The organism is Sphingobacterium faecale (assembly GCF_016746095.1).
Taxonomy (GTDB): Bacteria; Bacteroidota; Bacteroidia; order Sphingobacteriales; family Sphingobacteriaceae; genus Sphingobacterium; species Sphingobacterium faecale.
The window spans coordinates 1-2,914 of sequence record NZ_JAERTY010000026.1; the positions used below are offsets into that span (position 1 = coordinate 1).

A 2,914-nucleotide genomic window follows, 5' to 3' on the forward strand; every position below is an offset into this window, starting at 1 on the left:
GAAAAAAACATTCCTCTTTTAGGTTTCAGTTTAACATGCACACTATCATCAACTTCGACTAACATTTCTTCCATAATATTTGGCACTTCAATTCCACCTAACTTTTGAAATGATAAATTCATATTAATCCAAGTCCAGACATCCAATGAATCTAATTCAAAACTGTAAATTCCATCTTTATTTGAAGCAATTAGTGTTCGGTAAGGATTTCGGAACGATTCTACAATACGTTCTTTTTGCGAATACAGCTTCATACTATCAACTAAACTTAATACTGGAGCATGTACAAATATTTGCGCTTTGCTTTGGGCAAATAATTTGAATGAATCTATTTGGCATAGTATAAATACTACTAATAATATTACTCTCATAATAATCGTTTAAAAAGTTAACAGCTATCTGATATTCTGAGGGATTCCAGATATTTTAATCTCATTGCTTGGTATGGGAAACAGCCATTTAAGGCTATTAGCCGGCAATGTATAACTCTTTTCACCTAAGATTCGAGTCAAGCTAATGTTAGCACCATCTCGATTATAGCGTTTCAGGTCCGACCATCGCAATCCACGAAAAACCAATTGTTTTCTGCGCTCTTGCAGTATGATATTTAAAGCCTCCTCTTTTGTGACAACTGTTTTATCCACGTAGGAACTATGAACATGCTTTAACAAATGATTCAATGTAGCCATTGCCTGATCTTTATCTCCTAATCGCGCTTCACATTCGGCTTTGATCAGATACTGCTCATCTGTATCCAACCCTCTAAAAAACAAATTGCCAATCTTATATTGACTGACATAATAGGGATTCCCTTGCGCATTGAACTTAAAGAATGACCGTCTCAGATCATTCAAATCATAACTATCGAAAAGATCTTGTTTGATCTGAATATTCTGATTGTTCGACTGAATAAAAGGACCATTAGTTTCAAACCCCATATATAAGGTCTTCTTATAATCAAGCTCTTCTCCATCCAAATCTACTAGCGCATCGTGCACATTTATAGATTTAGTAGCCATATCCAATGCTTCCTCATAAATGCCCATTGCTAGAAGGACTCTTGCGCGCAGCGCATAAACTGCAGCTTTGGAGGGACGTCCAAAATCTACCTCTGCCTGCACTAAAGAAATAGCCGTTTCTAAATCAGTCAGAATTCGGTGATAGACCTCTACTACGGAGTTTCGCTTTACCTTCTCATTGACATCGGATAGCAATGGTATCGGTACCCCTAAATCTCTGGAAGCTGTGGATTCTTTATATGCCGGTGCATATAATTGCGCCAAATTATACAAAGCCCAAGCGCGCAGAAATAACGCTGTACCCTGCACCTGATTATGCTGTCTTATATTTTTAGCGTTAAGCTGAATATTATTTATCCCTTCCAATACCACATTAGCATAAAATACCTGTGCATACATCTTCTCCCAGTTCTGATAATCCGACTCGATAGTCTCAAAAATATCATCGGCCCAGATATAAGCATTTGCTACAATGGGTAAATAATTAAATTGTGTTTTCCAATACGCCTCCTCCAAGTAATAATCATCCGCAAGTACATCTAACATATCTGGATAAGCATAAACCAGGTTGCCATAATTGAGCAATTGCTCAAAGTCATCTAATGTCGTCGGCACGACCGTATTGGAACTTGGCTTCACATCCAAGAATCCATCGCCACAGGACAAGCAGCCCATAACGATAAAAAATATAATAAATTTGTTCATTTCTTTATTTTTAATTCTAGCCTCCCTCGTTCGTCATTTCGACCGAAGTGGAGAAATCTAAAAACTTTACGATTCTGTCCTTCTTAAAAATTCAAACTCACACCCAACGAATAAGTACGCACGGCAGGATAAACCATCGCATTCTCATAAACTGCATCTGGATCAAAGCCCAGCTTGTTAGCAGCCCATAATACCCCTAGATTATTCGCATAGCCGTAAACCTGCAGCGAAGACAAACCAACACGAGGCAACTTAACGGTATAGGCTAGTCGAATATCCCGCAAACGGATATGATCACCACGCTCAACCAGATGCTCTGTCATGTTATAAAAAGTCTCCCGATTGGCTACTGCAGGGTATACAGCTGCTGGAACGTGCGTACTTAACTCATCACCTGCCTGCTGCCAACGGTTCAGGTAATCGTACTGAAATGGCAAGCTATTATAAGATGATACCGCATACAACGAACCATAATTCAACCCTTGGCGACGCACATAGTAACCGAACTGGGCTGAGATATTAAAAGAAAGATCCAACGCCTTATACTGAAAAGTATTACGAATAGAACCAAACAGACTTGGGGTAGCACGACCATGGTAGACAAAATCATCCAACCTCGTATTATTGTAAATATTCGTATAATCCTGCGATAAAGTACCATCGAAATAACCCTGTGGCTGACCAGTAGCATCCAAACCCGCCGAAGCAAAAGAATACATTCCATAGAGGGGCTTTCCCTCTATAGGGTATTGCCCCAGATTACTTGTTAAATAATTCACATCCGAATTAGGCCTTAATTTATAATCCGTCACTTTCTCATTGGTATAGGAAAGAATCAGATCAGACTGCCATAATATATCCCTCGATTGAATATTCTTACTCGTCAGGTTCAAATCCCAACCCGATCCCTTTAATGAGGACCAGTTGCCGTACAAAGTCGTCACGCCTGAGGATGGATTAATAGGTTCGGAACTCAATAAATCCGTTGCCTTCTTGAAGTAATGCTCAACAGAACCCGATAATCGATTATTAAAAACCGAAAAGTCGACTGCTAGATTAGACATCCTAACGTTCTCCCAACTCAATTGAGGGTTCGGCGGATTGGTAATTGTCTGATAAATTCTATTTGTAAAAACAAATGGTCTAGCTTCTATTTTTGACGTAATATACGCCGATGAACTACTCACATT

General features: G+C 39.1%; 2 protein-coding genes and 1 pseudogene. All 3 read right to left on the reverse strand.

Features of this window, described 5'->3' with window-relative positions:
- Positions 1-371: hypothetical protein (locus JKG61_RS22645; RefSeq protein WP_202105284.1), on the reverse strand; the 371-nt coding region annotated here is incomplete at its 3' end.
- A 24-nt stretch (positions 372-395) separates the two neighbouring features.
- Positions 396-1,724 (reverse strand): RagB/SusD family nutrient uptake outer membrane protein, encoded by a 1,329-nt coding sequence (locus tag JKG61_RS22650; RefSeq protein WP_202105285.1) that lies wholly within the window; start codon positions 1,722-1,724, stop codon positions 396-398.
- A gap of 83 nt (positions 1,725-1,807) precedes the next feature.
- Positions 1,808-2,914, reverse strand: a pseudogene (locus JKG61_RS22655) (SusC/RagA family TonB-linked outer membrane protein); the annotation flags it as partial.